Here is a 16628-nt window from a genome sequence, read left to right on the forward strand (position 1 = left end):
GGGTTTGCCGAACGTCCTCAAGAGTGCAAAAGACTTATGGCAAAGCGTGACTATTACGAAGTATTGGGTGTAGAGCGTGGTTCAAGCGATGCAGACCTGAAAAAGGCCTATCGTCGCCTGGCGATGAAGCACCACCCGGACCGTAATCCCGATGACAAAGCGTCGGAAGAACTGTTCAAAGAGGCCAACGAGGCCTACGAAGTATTGTCCGATTCGAGCAAGCGCGCGGCGTACGACCAGTACGGTCATGCTGGCGTCGACCCAAGCATGGGTGGCGGTGGCGCCGGTTTCGGCGGGCAGAATTTCTCGGACATCTTTGGCGATGTCTTCAGTGACTTCTTCGGTGGTGGTCGCGGCGGTTCCCGTGGTGGCGCTCAGCGTGGCAGCGATCTGCGCTACACCCTGGAGCTGAATCTGGAAGAAGCGGTGCGCGGCACTACCGTGAATATCCGCGTTCCGACGCTGGTCAATTGCAAGCCATGCGATGGTTCCGGCGCGAAGAAAGGCTCGTCGCCATCGACCTGCCCGACCTGCGGCGGCATTGGTCAGGTGCGCATGCAGCAGGGCTTCTTCTCGGTGCAGCAGACCTGCCCGCGCTGCCATGGCCAGGGCAAGATCATTTCCGATCCGTGCGATTCCTGCCACGGCGACGGTCGCGTCGAAGAATACAAGACCCTGTCGGTCAAGGTGCCGGCTGGTGTTGACACCGGCGACCGCATTCGTCTGTCCGGCGAAGGCGAGGCGGGGACCCAGGGTGGCCCGACCGGCGACCTGTACGTGGTGATCAACGTGCGCGAGCACGACATCTTCCAGCGCGATGGCAAACACCTGTTCTGCGAAGTGCCGATCAGCTTTGTTGATGCGGCGCTCGGCGGCGAGCTGGAAATCCCGACCCTCGACGGTCGCGTCAAACTGAAAATCCCTGAAGGCACCCAAACCGGCAAGCAGTTCCGCGTGCGCGGTAAAGGCGTTGCGCCGGTGCGTGGCGGTGGTGCGGGCGACTTGATGTGCCGTGTAGCGGTCGAGACCCCGGTCAATCTGAATCGTCGTCAGCGCGAATTGCTCGAGGAATTCCGCAGCTCGCTGGCGGACGACAACAGCCACTCGCCGAAAACCACTGGTTGGTTCGATGGTGTGAAGCGCTTCTTCGGCGATCTGTAAGGAGTCGGCATGCGACGTATAGCTGTGATGGGCGCCGCCGGGCGCATGGGCAAGATTCTGGTCGAGGCCGTGCAACAGCGCGCGCCGCTGACCGGCCTGACCGCGGCGATCGTTCGTCCCGGCAGTACGCTGATTGGGGTGGACGCCGGTGAGCTGGCTTCGCTGGGTCGTATCGGTGTGCCGTTGTCCGGCAACCTCGAATCGGTGGCCGAAGAGTTCGACGTGCTGATCGATTTCACCCTGCCGGAAGTGATGTTGAAAAACCTCGCGTTCTGTCGCAAGGCCGGCAAGGCCATGGTCATCGGCACCACCGGGCTCGACGCTGCGCAAAAGCAGCTGCTGGCCGAGGCGGGCAAGGATATTCCGATCGTGTTCGCGGCCAACTTCAGCGTCGGGGTCAACCTGTCGTTGAAGCTGCTCGAAATGACTGCCCGGGTGTTGGGCGACGATGCCGACATCGAAATCATCGAAGCGCATCACCGGCACAAGATTGACGCGCCTTCGGGCACGGCGCTGCGCATGGGTGAAGTGATTGCCGATGCGCTGGATCGTGATCTGCAGAAAGTCGCGGTCTATGGTCGTGAAGGTCACACCGGTGCGCGCGAGCGGGAAACCATTGGTTTCGCCACCGTTCGCGGTGGTGACGTGGTCGGTGATCACACCGTGCTGTTTGCCTGCGAAGGCGAGCGCCTGGAGATCACGCACAAGGCTTCCAGTCGCATGACATTCGCCAAGGGTGCGGTGCGTGCGGCGTTGTGGCTGGATGGCCGCGAGCCGGGTCTGTATGACATGCAAGACGTGCTCGACCTGCATTGATTGACGGTTTTACCCAGCGCAAACGCCCGGTTTGCGCTGGTTTTTCTGCATCGCGCGACGCCCTGTCGCATTCTCCGGCCTTTTAGGCTCTTTAGCGGTGGACCAAAAAAGCCTTTTTCTGTAAGCTACAGCTTTAGTGTGTCCACTAAAAGCGCGCAGAATAATTCAGTGAAGAAGCGGGGTGACGTGTCCATACGTCACTCCGCTTTTTTACAACCTGCGATTGCCCTTTCATGCGTTATTTACGGGAGGTCTTCTTGACTAAGCCAGCCATACTCGCCCTTGCTGATGGCAGCATTTTTCGCGGCGAAGCCATTGGAGCCGACGGTCAAACCGTTGGTGAGGTGGTGTTCAACACCGCAATGACCGGCTATCAGGAAATCCTTACCGATCCTTCCTACGCCCAACAGATCGTTACCCTGACTTACCCGCACATCGGCAACACTGGCACCACGCCGGAAGATGCCGAGTCCGACCGCGTATGGTCCGCTGGCCTGGTCATCCGTGACCTGCCGCTGGTAGCGAGCAACTGGCGTAACACGATGTCCCTGTCCGACTACCTGAAAGCCAACAACGTTGTGGCAATCGCCGGTATCGACACCCGCCGCCTGACCCGCATCCTGCGTGAAAAAGGCGCACAGAACGGCTGCATCATGGCCGGCGACAACATCTCCGAAGAAGCTGCAATTGCCGCCGCGCAGGGCTTTCCAGGTCTGAAGGGCATGGATCTGGCGAAAGTCGTCAGCACCAAGGAAAAGTACGAATGGCGCTCCACTGTCTGGGATTTGAAGACTGACAGCCACGCGACCCTCGAAGCGTCCGAGCTGCCATATCACGTGGTTGCCTACGACTACGGCGTCAAACTGAACATCCTGCGCATGCTGGTCGAGCGCGGCTGCCGCGTGACCGTGGTGCCGGCGCAAACCCCGGCTGCCGACGTGCTGGCACTCAAGCCGGACGGCGTGTTTCTGTCCAACGGCCCTGGTGACCCGGAACCTTGCGACTACGCGATCAAAGCGATCAAGGAAGTGCTGGAAACCGAAATTCCGGTCTTCGGTATCTGCCTCGGTCACCAACTGCTGGCTCTGGCCTCCGGCGCCAAGACCCTGAAAATGGGCCATGGCCACCACGGTGCCAACCACCCGGTACAGGATCTGGACACTGGCGTCGTGATGATCACCAGCCAGAACCACGGTTTCGCGGTTGACGAAGCGACCCTGCCGGCCAACGTGCGTGCGATCCACAAATCGCTGTTCGACGGCACCCTGCAAGGCATCGAGCGCACCGACAAGAGCGCGTTCAGCTTCCAGGGCCACCCTGAAGCGAGCCCGGGCCCGAACGATGTGGCGCCCCTGTTCGACCGCTTCATCAACGAGATGGCCAAGCGACGCTAAGCGTTCGCCTTGAGACTGTAGCGAGAAGCCCTCGAGGGCGGCCCCGACGCCGGTGGCGCCCCTCAGGGCTTCAGAAATCGATCAAGACGGCTTGCCGACTGACCTGCGGATTTGAGTGACAAACCCATGCCAAAACGTACAGACATTAAAAGCATCCTGATTCTCGGCGCCGGCCCGATCGTTATCGGCCAGGCCTGTGAATTCGACTACTCCGGCGCCCAGGCCTGCAAAGCCCTGCGCGAAGAGGGTTACCGCGTCATCCTGGTGAACTCCAACCCGGCCACCATCATGACCGACCCGGACATGGCCGACGCCACGTACATCGAGCCGATCAAGTGGCAGACCGTGGCCAAGATCATCGAAAAAGAGCGCCCTGACGCGGTGCTGCCAACCATGGGCGGCCAGACTGCACTGAACTGCGCCCTGGATCTGGAGCGCGAAGGCGTTCTGGAAAAGTTCGGCGTGGAAATGATCGGTGCAAACGCCGACACCATCGACAAGGCTGAAGACCGTTCGCGTTTCGACAAGGCCATGAAATCCATCGGTCTGGAATGCCCGCGTTCCGGTATCGCCCACAGCATGGAAGAAGCCAACGCCGTCCTCGAGCGTCTGGGCTTCCCGTGCATCATCCGTCCGTCCTTCACCATGGGTGGTACTGGCGGCGGTATCGCCTACAACCGTGAAGAGTTCGAAGAAATCTGCGCCCGCGGTCTGGACCTGTCGCCGACCAAAGAGCTGCTGATCGACGAATCGCTGATCGGCTGGAAAGAATATGAGATGGAAGTTGTCCGCGACAAAAAGGACAACTGCATCATCGTCTGCTCGATCGAGAACTTCGACCCGATGGGCGTGCACACCGGTGACTCGATCACCGTTGCTCCGGCACAGACCCTGACCGACAAGGAATATCAGATCCTTCGTAACGCCTCGCTGGCGGTACTGCGCGAGATCGGCGTCGAGACCGGCGGCTCCAACGTGCAATTCGGTATCTGCCCGGACACTGGCCGCATGGTCGTGATCGAGATGAACCCGCGCGTATCGCGTTCCTCGGCACTGGCTTCGAAAGCCACCGGTTTCCCGATTGCCAAGGTCGCGGCCAAACTGGCTGTGGGCTACACCCTCGACGAACTGTCGAACGACATCACCGGCGGCAAGACTCCGGCGTCCTTCGAGCCGTCGATCGACTACGTTGTGACCAAGCTGCCACGTTTCGCCTTCGAGAAATTCGCCAAGGCTGACGCACGCCTGACCACGCAAATGAAGTCGGTCGGTGAAGTCATGGCCATCGGCCGCACCTTCCAGGAATCCCTGCAGAAAGCCCTGCGCGGTCTGGAAGTGGGCGTTTGCGGGCTGGACGAGAAGCTCGACCTGAGCAACCCGGAAAGCATGAGCATCCTCAAGCGCGAGCTGACCGTGCCGGGCGCCGAGCGTATCTGGTACGTGGCGGACGCATTCCGCGCCGGCATGACCGTCGAAGACATTTTCGGCATGAACATGATCGACCCGTGGTTCCTGGTGCAGATCGAAGATCTGATCAAGGAAGAAGAGAAGGTCAAGACCCTCGGTCTGTCCGCTATCGACCGCGACCTGATGTTCAAGCTCAAGCGCAAAGGCTTCTCCGATCAGCGTCTGGCCAAACTGCTGGGTGTGACCGAGAAGAACCTGCGTACGCACCGTCAAAAACTGGAAGTGTTCCCGGTCTACAAGCGCGTTGACACGTGCGCCGCCGAGTTCGCCACCGACACCGCTTACCTCTACTCGACGTACGAGGAAGAGTGCGAAGCCGCGCCGTCCGGTCGCGACAAGATCATGATTCTGGGTGGCGGTCCGAACCGTATCGGCCAAGGTATCGAGTTCGACTATTGCTGCGTACACGCCGCCCTCGCACTGCGCGAAGACGGCTATGAAACCATCATGGTCAACTGCAACCCGGAAACCGTTTCCACCGACTACGACACGTCCGACCGTCTGTACTTCGAGCCGGTAACCCTGGAAGACGTGCTGGAAATCTGCCGCGTCGAGAAGCCGAAAGGCGTGATCGTCCAGTACGGCGGTCAGACTCCGCTGAAACTGGCGCGTGCCCTCGAAGCCGCTGGCGTGCCGATCATCGGTACCAGCCCTGATGCCATCGACCGTGCCGAAGACCGTGAGCGCTTCCAGCAAATGGTTGAGCGCCTGAACCTGCGTCAGCCGCCAAACGCCACCGTGCGCAGCGAAGACGAAGCCGTTCGCGCTGCCGCGAAAATCGGTTATCCGCTGGTGGTGCGCCCGTCCTACGTACTGGGCGGCCGCGCGATGGAAATCGTCTACAAGGAAGATGAACTCAAGCGCTACCTGCGTGATGCGGTGCAAGTGTCCAACGACAGCCCGGTGCTGCTCGACCACTTCCTCAACTGCGCCATCGAGATGGACGTGGATGCGGTCTGCGACGGCAAAGACGTGGTAATCGGCGCGATCATGCAGCACATCGAGCAGGCAGGCGTTCACTCCGGTGACTCCGCGTGCTCGCTGCCGCCGTACTCGCTGCCGGCGCACATCCAGGACGAGATGCGCGAACAGGTCAAGAAAATGGCCCTGGAACTGGGTGTTGTCGGTCTGATGAACGTGCAACTGGCGCTGCAGGGCGAGGACATCTACGTCATCGAAGTCAACCCGCGCGCTTCCCGTACCGTACCGTTCGTGTCCAAGTGCATCGGTGTTTCCCTGGCAATGATCGCTGCTCGCGTGATGGCCGGTAAGACGCTGAAGGAAATCGGCTTCACCAAGGAAATCATCCCGAACTTCTACAGCGTGAAAGAGGCGGTGTTCCCGTTCGCCAAATTCCCTGGCGTTGACCCGATCCTCGGCCCGGAGATGAAGTCCACCGGTGAAGTGATGGGCGTCGGCGACACTTTCGGTGAAGCATTCGCCAAGGCCCAGATGGGCGCCAGCGAAGTGCTGCCGACCGGCGGTACCGCGTTCATCAGTGTGCGTGACGATGACAAGCCGCTGGTTGCAGGCGTGGCCCGTGATCTGATCAACTTGGGCTTCGAAGTGGTCGCCACTGCCGGTACTGCCAAGCTGATCGAAGCTGCAGGCCTGAAAGTGCGCCGCGTGAACAAGGTGACCGAGGGTCGTCCGCACGTGGTCGACATGATCAAGAATGACGAAGTCACCCTGATCATCAACACCACCGAAGGCCGTCAGTCGATCGCTGATTCCTACTCCATTCGTCGTAATGCCCTGCAGCACAAGATCTACTGCACCACCACCATTGCTGCGGGCGAGGCTATCTGTGAAGCGCTGAAGTTCGGTCCCGAGAAGACCGTACGCCGCTTGCAGGATCTACACGCAGGATTGAAGGCATGATCAAGTACCCAATGACCGTCCAGGGCGCAAAAGCCCTGGAAGAAGAACACGCTCACCTGACCAAGGTCGTTCGTCCGAAGCTCAGCCAGGACATCGGTACGGCTCGCGAGCTGGGTGATCTGAAGGAAAACGCTGAATACCATGCCGCCCGCGAACAGCAGGGCATGGTCGAGGCGCGGATCCGTGATATCGAAGGCCGGATCCAGAATCAGGTCATCATCGATGTCACGACCATTCCGCACACCGGCAAAGTGATCTTCGGTACCACTGTCGAAATCGCCAACGTCGAGACGGATGAAAGCGTCGCTTACCACATCGTGGGTGAGGATGAGGCTGACTTCAAACTCGGAAAGATTTCGGTCGGCTCGCCCTTGGCTCGTGCCTTGATCGGCAAGGAAGAGGGTGACGTGGTCGCCGTGAAAACGCCGAGTGGCGTTATCGAGTACGAGATTGTCGAAGTCCGTCACATCTGAAGGCTGGCGCCCGCTACGTGCGGGCGCCATGCTTTGGCAGCTGACCCAGATGTTGTGGGTCGGCGGCTTCTGGTTGATTCACCTCGGTTTGCGACCGGTGCTGGGCAAGATTGGTCTGGCACCGTTGCTGATCGATGAGATTGCCGATGCGTTCGAAGTGTCGGTGGTGATTTTTGCCGCTGCCTGCGTGATTTTTCAGGCTTTGGTGCTGGTACGGGCCGAGGGCCTTGCCAGTCTGTGGCGGGATTTTCGCGGGCAGGTGTTGTTGATGGCACTGTATGCGTGTGCGATGTTTGTCGCCGTGCATGTCGGCTGGCCGCAAGCGCAGCGCTGGCAGGCATTCAGTTTTCTGCTGTTGGGCTTTTCTGGACTGGTGCTGGTGTTGCAGCCGCTACCGGGATGGAGTGGCAGGGTGCGCGAAGCACACCCTTGACCCTTGTCATCACTTGAAGCGATGAACGTTCGACAGCTGCTTGTTGACGCTGAAGTTCTTGCGATAAACCAGTGCCATCTTGCCGATGACCTGCACCAGGTCAGCCTTGCCGACCTTGCACAACTCTGCAATGTGCGCCAGGCGCGACTCGCGGTCGAGGATGTTGAGCTTGATCTTGATCAGCTCGTGATCCGCCAAGGCGCGTTCAAGTTCGGCTAATACACCTTCAGTCAGACCGTTGTCCGCCACCGTCAAAACCGGCTTCAGGTGGTGGCCAATGGATTTGTACTGTTTCTTCTGCTCTGGAGTGAGCGGCATAATCTGACCCTTTCGTCTGGATTCTGTAAAATGGCGGCCATTTTACCCGAGGGTTCGTGGATCCGCCCAATTAATCACGACCCTAATCATCGAGGTGCCCAATGGCGCGTTCCAAGACAAGCCTTGGTTGGCTGAAACGACATGTCAACGATCCTTATGTGAAGCAGGCACAGAAGGATGGCTACCGCTCGCGTGCGAGTTACAAGCTTCTGGAGATCCAGGAGAAATACAAGCTGATCCGTTCCGGCATGAGCGTTGTCGACCTGGGCGCGGCGCCCGGCGGCTGGTCACAGGTCACCAGCCGACTGATCGGTGGTCAGGGGCGACTGATCGCTTCGGACATCCTGAAGATGGACAGCATCCCTGACGTGACCTTCATTCAGGGTGACTTCACCGAGGACGAAGTGCTCGCGCGAATCCTTGAAGCCGTGGGTAATTCACAGGTGGACCTTGTGATTTCCGATATGGCCCCCAATATGAGTGGTACGCCTGAAGTGGACATGCCCAAAGCCATGTTCCTTTGTGAGCTGGCGCTTGATCTGGCGGAACGGATACTCAAGCCGGGTGGCAATTTCGTGATCAAGATCTTTCAGGGCGAAGGTTTTGATGTCTACCTGAAGGATGCTCGGAAAAAGTTCGACAAGATCCAGATGATCAAGCCGGATTCCTCCCGTGGCAGCTCCCGCGAGCAATACATGCTGGCTTGGGGCTACCGTGGAGGTAATGAGTAAAACGAGGTTTTTTGGCAGGGTGATAGGTTTTTCGTATTTTGCCCCGCGTGCATAAGCGAATATTGTGTAGAAAGTGTTTCACAAAGGGTTACAGACGGCGCCTGCCAGAGTTGTAGGTAATGTAGTAAGTTAGGCCGGTGAATATCATGCGAAGCGCGCGCCAGTAGCGGAGCTTGCTTCAGAGGGTAGTTAATTGAACGATATGGCAAAGAATCTGATCCTGTGGTTGATCATCGCGGCAGTCCTCGTGACGGTGATGAACAACTTCTCCAGCCCTAACGAGCCGCAGACCCTCAACTATTCCGACTTCATCCAGCAGGTCAAGGATGGCAAGGTCGAGCGCGTAGCCGTTGACGGCTATGTGATTACCGGCAAGCGCAACGATGGCGACAGCTTCAAGACCATTCGTCCGGCGATCCAGGACAATGGCCTGATCGGCGACCTGGTCGACAACCACGTTGTGGTTGAGGGCAAGCAGCCTGAACAGCAAAGCATCTGGACTCAACTCCTGGTGGCCAGTTTCCCGATCCTGGTGATCATCGCGGTGTTCATGTTCTTCATGCGCCAGATGCAGGGCGGTGCCGGCGGCAAGGGCGGACCGATGAGCTTTGGCAAGAGCAAGGCACGCCTGCTCTCCGAAGATCAGGTGAAGACCACGCTGGCTGACGTTGCTGGTTGCGACGAAGCCAAGGAAGAAGTTGGTGAGCTGGTTGAGTTCCTGCGTGATCCGGGCAAGTTCCAGCGCCTCGGCGGTCGTATTCCTCGCGGCGTATTGATGGTCGGCCCTCCAGGTACCGGTAAAACCTTGCTGGCCAAGGCGATTGCCGGCGAAGCGAAAGTGCCGTTCTTCACCATCTCCGGTTCCGACTTCGTTGAAATGTTTGTGGGTGTCGGTGCAAGCCGCGTTCGCGACATGTTCGAGCAGGCCAAGAAGCACGCGCCGTGCATCATCTTCATTGACGAAATCGACGCCGTCGGTCGCCACCGTGGCGCCGGCATGGGCGGCGGTCACGACGAGCGTGAGCAGACCCTCAACCAGTTGCTGGTAGAGATGGACGGCTTCGAAATGAATGACGGCATCATTGTGATCGCTGCCACCAACCGTCCTGACGTACTTGACCCTGCGCTGCTGCGTCCGGGCCGTTTCGACCGTCAGGTCGTTGTCGGTTTGCCGGATATCCGCGGTCGCGAGCAGATCCTCAAGGTTCACATGCGTAAAGTGCCAATGGGTGATGATGTGGCTCCGGCCGTTATCGCGCGTGGTACCCCGGGCTTCTCCGGTGCGGATCTGGCCAACCTGGTCAACGAAGCGTCGCTGTTCGCGGCACGTAGCGGCAAGCGCATCGTTGAAATGAAAGAGTTCGAATTGGCCAAAGACAAGATCATGATGGGCGCCGAGCGCAAATCCATGGTCATGTCCGAGAAAGAGAAACAGAACACCGCTTATCACGAGGCAGGCCATGCGATCGTTGGTCGCGTCGTGCCTGAGCATGATCCGGTCTACAAGGTTTCGATCATTCCCCGTGGTCGCGCGCTGGGCGTGACCATGTTCCTGCCTGAAGAGGATCGTTACAGCCTGTCCAAGCGTGCGCTGATCAGCCAGATCTGTTCGCTGTACGGTGGCCGTATCGCCGAAGAGATGACCCTTGGTTTCGATGGTGTGACCACCGGCGCTTCCAACGACATCATGCGTGCCAGTCAGATTGCGCGGAACATGGTGACCAAGTGGGGCCTTTCGGAAAAACTCGGTCCGCTGATGTACGCCGAAGAAGAGGGCGAAGTGTTCCTCGGTCGCGGTGGTGGTGGTCAGAATGCCAGCTTCTCCGGTGAGACAGCCAAACTTATCGACTCCGAAGTGCGCAGCATCATCGACCAGTGTTACGGCACGGCCAAGCAGATCCTCACGGACAACCGTGACAAGCTGGATGCCATGGCTGATGCGCTGATGAAGTACGAAACCATTGATGCCGAGCAGATCGACGACATCATGGCGGGTCGTACGCCACGTGAGCCGCGTGACTGGACAGGTGGCACGGGTACGCCTCCGCCTCCGGTGATTCAGGATGAGCGTCCGGAAACACCGATCGGCGGTCCGGCTGCTGACGTTTAAGGTTTGAAATGACTTCTGTACAGTCCCTGACCCGGTTGCCTTGCGGCAACCGGGTTCTTGATTTGGCCCAGACGCATGTCATGGGTATTCTCAATGTCACTCCCGATTCCTTTTCCGACGGTGGCCGGTACAACCAGCTCGACGTGGCCTTGCGTCACGCCGAGGCCATGGTGGCTGCTGGTGCGACGCTGATCGATGTCGGCGGCGAATCGACCCGGCCTGGCGCTCGAGCGGTTTCGCCGTTGGAAGAGTTGGAGCGCGTAGCTCCGATCGTGGAGTTGATCAATCGCGAGCTGGATGTGGTCATCTCGGTCGATACTTCGACGCCAGCGGTGATGCGTGAAACGGCGCGCCTGGGTGCCGGGTTGATCAATGATGTGCGCTCGCTGCGCCGCGATGGCGCGCTGGATGCCGCAGCCGCGACCGGGTTGCCGGTCTGCCTGATGCACATGCTCGGCGAGCCGGGTGACATGCAGGACAATCCGCATTATCAGGACGTTACCCGGGAAGTGGGTGAGTTTCTGGCAGAGCGCATGACTCAATGTGCGGCTGCGGGCATTCCTGCCGAACGGATCATTCTTGATCCCGGTTTCGGTTTCGCGAAAACCCTGCAGCACAATCTAAGCTTGTTCAAGCATATGGAAGCCCTGCATGCGCTGGGGCGTCCGCTATTGGTCGGTGTCTCACGCAAAAGCATGATCGGCCACGCATTGAACCGCCCCGTGGGTGAGCGTCTTTATGGTGGTCTGGCTCTCGCAGCACTCGCGTCGGTTAAAGGAGCGCGTATATTGCGCGTCCATGATGTGGCGGAAACGGTAGACGTGGTGCGCATGCTCGCGGCCGTGGAATCAGCCGAATAAGAATGATGGAGCACTTATGAGCAAGAAATACTTTGGTACTGACGGTATTCGTGGTCGTGTCGGTGAATATCCGATCACTCCGGACTTCATGCTCAAGCTCGGCTGGGCGGCCGGTATGGCCTTTCGCAAGATGGGCGCGTGCAAGGTGCTGGTTGGCAAGGACACGCGAATCTCTGGCTACATGTTCGAATCGGCGCTTGAGGCAGGTTTGACGTCGGCGGGCGCCGATGTGATGTTGCTCGGTCCGATGCCGACGCCCGCCATTGCCTATCTGTCGCGCACGTTTCAAGCCGAAGCCGGGATCGTGATCAGTGCTTCACATAACCCGCATGACGATAACGGCATCAAGTTCTTCTCGGGTAAAGGCACCAAGCTGCCTGACGAGTTGGAGCTGATGATCGAAGAATTGCTCGATACCCCGATGACCGTGGTTGAGTCGAGCAAAATTGGCAAGGTGTCGCGTATCAACGACGCTTCGGGTCGCTACATCGAATTCTGTAAAAGCAGTGTGCCTACCGGTACCAGCTTTTCCGGTTTGAAAATTGTGATCGACTGCGCACACGGAGCGACCTACAAGGTTGCTCCAAGTGTCTTTCGTGAGTTGGGCGCTGAAGTGGTCGTGCTGTCGGCTCAGCCCAATGGTCTGAACATCAATGACAATTGCGGTTCGACCCATATGGGGCCGCTGCAGGCCGCTGTTCTCGCCGAGCACGCTGATCTGGGGGTCGCCTTTGATGGTGACGGTGACCGGGTGTTGATGGTCGATCACACGGGCGCCATTGTCGATGGCGACGAGCTGCTGTTCATCATTGCGCGTGACTTGCACGAGCGTGGCAAGTTGCAGGGTGGGGTAGTCGGTACCCTGATGAGTAATTTGGGGCTTGAGCTCGCACTGGCGGATCTTTCGATACCGTTCATTCGAGCCAATGTCGGTGACCGTTATGTGATCGCCGAGTTGCTGGAGCGTAACTGGCTGGTTGGTGGTGAGAACTCGGGGCATGTCGTTTGCTTCAATCACACCACTACAGGTGATGCAATCATTGCTGCGTTGCAGGTGCTGATGGCACTGAAAACCCGCAATGAAGGCCTTGCCCAAACGCGTCAGGCTTTGCGCAAGTGCCCTCAGGTACTGATCAATGTGCGCTTCGGTGGTGGCGAAAGTCCGCTTGAGCATCCGGCTGTCAAGGAAGCCAGTGCGCGTGTAACCGAGGCAATGGCGGGTCGTGGCCGGGTGCTTCTGCGCAAGTCCGGCACAGAGCCATTGGTGCGTGTGATGGTCGAAGGCGAGGACGAAACTCAGGTTCGCAGCTACGCCGAAGAACTGGCAAAACTGGTAACTGAAGTTTCTGCCTGATTCGGCTTGCCAGCCATGATTGTGTTGGGTAACATCTGCGCCCACTTTGACCGACGAGGTACAGCATGCGTCGCCCTATGGTAGCTGGTAACTGGAAGATGCACGGTACCCGCGCCAGCGTCGCTGAGCTGATCAACGGCCTTCGTCATCTGGCCTTGCCAAGCGGTGTTGATGTCGCGGTATTCCCGCCTTGCTTGCATATCAATCAAGTGATTGATGGCTTGAAAGGTAAATCGATTTCGGTCGGTGCGCAGAATTCTGCGGTGGAATCCATGCAAGGTGCGTTGACTGGCGAGATTGCGCCTAGTCAGTTGGTGGATGCAGGTTGTTCCCTGGTGCTTGTCGGGCACTCCGAACGCCGCCAGATAATGGGCGAGCGAGACGGGATGCTGAATCGCAAGTTCGCAGCGGCACAGGCATGTGGCTTGATTCCGGTGTTGTGTGTAGGGGAGACCCTCGAACAGCGCGAAGGCGGAAAAACTCTTGAGGTTGTCGGGCGTCAGCTGGGCAGCATCATCGAGGAGCTGGGTGTTGGTGCCTTTGCCAAGGCAGTCATTGCTTACGAGCCTGTCTGGGCCATTGGTACCGGACTGACTGCAACGCCGCAACAGGCTCAGGATGTGCATAAAGCCATTCGTGAGCAGTTGGCGGCAGAGAATTCTGAAGTCGCGCGAGGTGTGCGGCTTCTATACGGCGGCAGCGTGAAGGCGGCCAATGCGGTCGAACTGTTCGGCATGCCGGATATCGATGGGGGGCTCATTGGTGGAGCTTCCCTGAATGCAGATGAGTTCGGTGCGATTTGTCGCGCCGCGGGAAACTGAAAAAATGCTGGAAACAGTCGTAGTCGTTTTTCATCTGCTGGGTGCATTGGGCGTAGTTGCTCTGGTTTTGCTGCAGCAGGGTAAGGGTGCGGACGCTGGCGCGTCTTTCGGAGCAGGTGCTTCAAATACTGTGTTCGGAAGCCAAGGTTCCTCTACCTTTCTTAGTAAGTTTACTGCTATACTTGCCGCCGGTTTCTTCATAACCAGCTTGGGGTTAGGTTACTTTGCTAAAGAGAAGGCTCATCAGCTGACTCAAGCAGGTTTGCCAGATCCAGCAGTGTTGGAAGTACCTAAGCAACAACAACCGGCTTCTGATGATGTCCCGGTGCTTCAAGAGCAAAAGTCGGCTACTCCAGCGACTGACGTACCTCCAGCTCAAGAGCAGAAGTAAGAAGAGTTTCAAACGTAGTTTTGCCGAGGTGGTGGAATTGGTAGACACGCAACCTTGAGGTGGTTGTGCCCATAGGGTGTAGGGGTTCGAGTCCCCTTCTCGGTACCAATTAGTCAGGAGAGCCCGCTGTTGCGGGCTTTCTTGCAGGTGGAAGGTTACATTGACCCTATAAGGGATCGGTCGTATACTTCCGCCCCAGCTTTGTCGCGGGGTGGAGCAGTCTGGTAGCTCGTCGGGCTCATAACCCGAAGGTCGTCGGTTCAAATCCGGCCCCCGCAACCAGTTTAAGGAGCCCCTTTTCAGGGGCTTTTTGTTAGCTGGATACTTTCTGCGCCGCTGTTCGACGGCGTTTCAAGGATGGGCGTTTCGCCCATTTTTTTATTTTGCAGCGCATGCATTTACATGCACGAGGGGGTTCAGGTGTCGAGCAAGCTAGAAGAGTTGCAGGCCTTGTTGGCCCCGGTGGTCGTGGCCCTAGGCTATGAATGCTGGGGTATCGAGTTTTCGGCTCAGGGTCGTCACTCGATGTTGCGTGTTTATATCGATAAAGAGGGTGGCGTGCTGGTGGACGATTGCGCCATTGTCAGCCGTCAGATCAGCGGTGTCCTGGATGTTGAAGATCCGATCTCCGTTGAATACACCCTCGAAGTTTCCTCGCCTGGCATGGAACGCCCACTGTTCACTCTTGAGCAGTTTGCAAAATTTGCCGGTGAACAAGTGAAGATCAAGCTGCGCTCGCCTTTTGAAGGTCGACGCAACTTTCAGGGCCTTCTGCGCGGTGTAGAAGAACAGGACGTCGTGGTGCAGGTAGAAGACCATGAGTTCCTGTTGCCGATCGATATGATCGACAAGGCCAACATTATTCCCAGTTTTGACTGAGACGCGGATCCCGCGGATCCAATGGCTTGCGAAAGGCGAGGCGTACGATGAGCAAAGAAGTACTGCTGGTTGTTGAGTCGGTATCCAATGAAAAGGGCGTACCGGCAAGCGTGATTTTTGAAGCGCTGGAGCTGGCTCTGGCCACTGCTACCAAAAAGCGTTTTGAAGACGAAGTTGACCTGCGTGTGGAAATTAACCGCCACACCGGTTCCTACGAGACTTTCCGTCGCTGGACAGTCGTCGAAGAAAATGATCTCGACGATCCTGCGATCGAAACCTGGCCAAGCAAGGTTGCCGAAACGCATCCGGGCGCCAAGGTCGGCGACGTCGTCGAAGAAAAGATCGAATCCATCGAGTTCGGCCGCATTGCTGCACAGACCGCCAAACAGGTCATCGTGCAGAAAGTCCGTGAAGCCGAGCGCGCTCAAGTGGTCGACGCCTATCGCGAGCGCCTGGGAGAAATCATCTCCGGCACCGTGAAGAAAGTCACCCGCGACAACGTGATCGTCGATCTGGGCAACAACGCCGAAGCGTTGCTGGCCCGTGAAGACATCATTTCTCGCGAAACCTTCCGTGTCGGTGTGCGCCTGCGTGCACTGCTCAAGGAAATCCGCACCGAGAACCGCGGCCCGCAGCTGATCCTGTCGCGTACCGCGCCGGAAATGCTGATCGAGTTGTTCCGCATCGAAGTGCCGGAGATCGCCGAAGGCCTGATCGAAGTCATGGCGGCGTCCCGTGATCCGGGTTCGCGTGCCAAGATCGCTGTCCGCTCCAAGGACAAACGCATCGACCCGCAGGGCGCGTGCATCGGTATGCGCGGTTCGCGCGTCCAGGCCGTGTCGGGCGAGTTGGGTGGCGAGCGTGTCGACATCGTCCTGTGGGACGATAACCCGGCGCAGTTCGTGATCAATGCCATGTCGCCGGCAGAAGTGGCGGCCATTATCGTTGACGAAGATGCCCATGCCATGGACATCGCCGTTGGCGCAGACAATCTGGCTCAGGCCATCGGTCGTGGTGGTCAGAACGTGCGTCTGGCGAGCCAGTTGACAGGCTGGACCCTGAACGTGATGACCGAATCGGACATCCAGGCTAAGCAACAAGCAGAAACCGGCGACATCCTGCGCAACTTCATCGACGAGCTGGAAGTCGACGAGGAGCTGGCTCAGGTGCTGGTAGATGAAGGCTTCACCAGCCTGGAAGAGATTGCCTACGTACCGTTGGAAGAAATGCTCAACATCGACGGCTTTGACGAAGACATCGTCAACGAGCTTCGCGCTCGTGCCAAGGATCGTTTGTTGACCAAAGCCATCGCTACTGAGGAAAAGCTGGCAGACGCCCATCCGGCCGAAGACCTGCTCTCGCTTGAGGGTATGGACAAGGATTTGGCGATGGAACTGGCGGTGCGCGGCGTAATTACCCGCGAAGACCTGGCCGAGCAGTCTATTGACGACCTGCTCGACATCGACGGCATTGACGATGATCGTGCCGGCAAGTTGATCATGGCCGCCCGAGCCCACTGGTTCGAGTAATTAGGCGCGG

Annotated in this window: 15 protein-coding genes and 2 tRNA genes; 16 read left to right on the forward strand and 1 reads right to left on the reverse strand. The window is 58.3% G+C overall.

Annotated elements, in window-relative coordinates; genetic code table 11:
• Positions 1 to 36: 36 nt before the first annotated feature.
• The 6 genes from dnaJ to ACM6HV_RS24800 all read left to right on the forward strand — a co-directional run bounded on the left by dnaJ (position 37) and on the right by ACM6HV_RS24800 (position 7625).
• The gene (dnaJ, locus tag ACM6HV_RS24775; RefSeq protein WP_003221522.1) at positions 37 to 1161 is read left to right on the forward strand and encodes a molecular chaperone DnaJ; all 1125 of its coding nucleotides are present in this window, start codon (positions 37 to 39) and stop codon (positions 1159 to 1161) included.
• Positions 1162 to 1170: 9 nt separating this feature from the next.
• Positions 1171 to 1977, forward strand: coding sequence for a 4-hydroxy-tetrahydrodipicolinate reductase (gene dapB / locus ACM6HV_RS24780; protein ID WP_003221523.1), 807 nt, complete (start codon positions 1171 to 1173; stop codon positions 1975 to 1977).
• A 257-nt stretch (positions 1978 to 2234) separates the two neighbouring features.
• A complete protein-coding gene (gene carA, locus ACM6HV_RS24785; protein ID WP_047291163.1) occupies positions 2235 to 3371 on the forward strand; it encodes a glutamine-hydrolyzing carbamoyl-phosphate synthase small subunit in 1137 nt (378 codons plus the stop codon).
• Between the two features lie 126 nt (positions 3372 to 3497).
• Positions 3498 to 6719 (forward strand): carbamoyl-phosphate synthase large subunit, encoded by a 3222-nt coding sequence (gene carB / locus ACM6HV_RS24790; RefSeq protein ID WP_047291165.1) that lies wholly within the window; start codon positions 3498 to 3500, stop codon positions 6717 to 6719.
• Positions 6716 to 7192, forward strand: coding sequence for a transcription elongation factor GreA (gene greA, locus ACM6HV_RS24795; RefSeq protein ID WP_041066788.1), 477 nt, complete (start codon positions 6716 to 6718; stop codon positions 7190 to 7192). Before carB ends, greA begins: the two co-directional genes overlap by 4 nt.
• A gap of 28 nt (positions 7193 to 7220) precedes the next feature.
• On the forward strand, positions 7221 to 7625 hold the full coding sequence (locus ACM6HV_RS24800; RefSeq protein ID WP_145597268.1) for an MFS transporter: 405 nt from the start codon (positions 7221 to 7223) through the stop codon (positions 7623 to 7625).
• A gap of 9 nt (positions 7626 to 7634) precedes the next feature.
• Here the strand turns inward: ACM6HV_RS24800 and ACM6HV_RS24805 are convergent, their stop codons facing one another.
• Complete coding sequence (locus ACM6HV_RS24805; protein ID WP_003221534.1) at positions 7635 to 7943, reverse strand: YhbY family RNA-binding protein; 309 nt, start codon at positions 7941 to 7943, stop codon at positions 7635 to 7637.
• Between the two features lie 101 nt (positions 7944 to 8044).
• Between ACM6HV_RS24805 and rlmE the strand changes: the two genes are divergently transcribed.
• The 10 genes from rlmE (at position 8045) to nusA (ending at position 16618) form a co-directional block, all read left to right on the forward strand.
• Entirely contained in the window at positions 8045 to 8674 is a 630-nt protein-coding gene (gene rlmE / locus ACM6HV_RS24810; protein WP_414905532.1) for a 23S rRNA (uridine(2552)-2'-O)-methyltransferase RlmE, read from the forward strand.
• Positions 8675 to 8876: 202 nt separating this feature from the next.
• Entirely contained in the window at positions 8877 to 10784 is a 1908-nt protein-coding gene (gene ftsH / locus ACM6HV_RS24815; RefSeq protein ID WP_027610779.1) for an ATP-dependent zinc metalloprotease FtsH, read from the forward strand.
• An 8-nt stretch (positions 10785 to 10792) separates the two neighbouring features.
• Complete coding sequence (gene folP, locus ACM6HV_RS24820; RefSeq protein ID WP_027610780.1) at positions 10793 to 11644, forward strand: dihydropteroate synthase; 852 nt, start codon at positions 10793 to 10795, stop codon at positions 11642 to 11644.
• Between the two features lie 16 nt (positions 11645 to 11660).
• Positions 11661 to 12998: a phosphoglucosamine mutase gene (gene glmM, locus ACM6HV_RS24825; RefSeq protein WP_414905533.1), complete on the forward strand. Its 1338-nt coding sequence runs from the start codon at positions 11661 to 11663 to the stop codon at positions 12996 to 12998.
• 65 nt (positions 12999 to 13063) lie between these two features.
• Positions 13064 to 13819, forward strand: a complete 756-nt coding sequence (gene tpiA, locus ACM6HV_RS24830; protein WP_145597276.1) for a triose-phosphate isomerase — start codon at positions 13064 to 13066, stop codon at positions 13817 to 13819.
• A 4-nt stretch (positions 13820 to 13823) separates the two neighbouring features.
• Positions 13824 to 14210: a preprotein translocase subunit SecG gene (secG, locus tag ACM6HV_RS24835; RefSeq protein ID WP_027610782.1), complete on the forward strand. Its 387-nt coding sequence runs from the start codon at positions 13824 to 13826 to the stop codon at positions 14208 to 14210.
• A 22-nt stretch (positions 14211 to 14232) separates the two neighbouring features.
• Positions 14233 to 14318 (forward strand) — tRNA-Leu (locus ACM6HV_RS24840).
• 97 nt (positions 14319 to 14415) lie between these two features.
• Positions 14416 to 14492: transfer RNA gene (locus ACM6HV_RS24845), tRNA-Met, on the forward strand.
• A 138-nt stretch (positions 14493 to 14630) separates the two neighbouring features.
• Positions 14631 to 15089, forward strand: a complete 459-nt coding sequence (gene rimP, locus ACM6HV_RS24850; RefSeq protein WP_007973115.1) for a ribosome maturation factor RimP — start codon at positions 14631 to 14633, stop codon at positions 15087 to 15089.
• 47 nt (positions 15090 to 15136) lie between these two features.
• Positions 15137 to 16618 (forward strand): transcription termination factor NusA, encoded by a 1482-nt coding sequence (nusA, locus tag ACM6HV_RS24855; RefSeq protein WP_003221546.1) that lies wholly within the window; start codon positions 15137 to 15139, stop codon positions 16616 to 16618.
• The last annotated feature ends 10 nt before the right edge of the window (positions 16619 to 16628 follow it).

The sequence above is a fragment of the Pseudomonas sp. IT-P260 genome (assembly GCF_949768395.1).
GTDB classification, from domain to species: Bacteria; Pseudomonadota; Gammaproteobacteria; order Pseudomonadales; family Pseudomonadaceae; genus Aquipseudomonas; species Aquipseudomonas parakoreensis.